Source organism: Italian clover phyllody phytoplasma str. MA1, assembly GCF_000300695.1.
Taxonomy (GTDB): domain Bacteria; phylum Bacillota_I; class Bacilli_A; order Acholeplasmatales; family Acholeplasmataceae; genus Phytoplasma.
The window spans coordinates 1-653 of the sequence record NZ_AKIM01000133.1 but is presented as its reverse complement, the minus strand read 5'-3'; the positions used below and the strand labels follow the sequence as shown (position 1 = coordinate 653).

Here is a 653-nt window from a genome sequence, read left to right as displayed (position 1 = left end):
CTTTTTCAAGGTTATATTATTTTAATGTTAAATCAACTAAAAATTTATCTCAAATTTTGCGCATATTGGATAGGCGAAAGATAGTTTAATTTAGCTAAAAGCCATTTTTTATTCCAAAAAACAGGAAATTGGTTAATGATGGTTTTCATTTTTGTCATTAGATTTTGAAATAAAAAAGGATCGCGATAAAATAAAATGCTTTTCATTTGGCCGAAAAAGTTCTCAATGACGGCGTTATCACGAGGGGCGGCTTTTCTTGACATACTAATAAGAAAACCTTTTTTGGTTAAAGTATGTTGGATTTTTAAAGATTGATAAACTGAACCTTGATCAGAGTGGATAATACAAGGTTTTTTTAGTTTTGGCATTTTTTTGATAGTATTTAAAACTAAATTTTTATTTTGATGATTAGAAACATGAGAAGCGACTATTTGATCGTTAAAAGAGTCGATAATACAAGAAAAATATAAAAAACCTTGGGGAGTTTTGAAATAAGTGATGTCTGTAAAGAGTTTTTGCATCGGCTCATAGGTTTTAAAATCCTGGTTAATTAAATTAGGAACTATTTTTAATTGAGACTTTAATTGTTGATAATGATATTTATTTCTTTTGATTCTTAAACGACAACAAATCCCTTTTTCTTTCATGATGAG

Annotated in this window: 1 protein-coding gene; it reads right to left on the bottom strand. The window is 27.7% G+C overall.

All coding sequences use genetic code 11. The features are described 5' to 3' along the window. Positions 1 to 44 precede the first annotated feature (44 nt). A partial coding sequence (locus RI01_RS02945) for an IS3 family transposase (RefSeq protein ID WP_026052459.1) occupies positions 45 to 653 on the bottom strand: 609 nt, incomplete at its 5' end.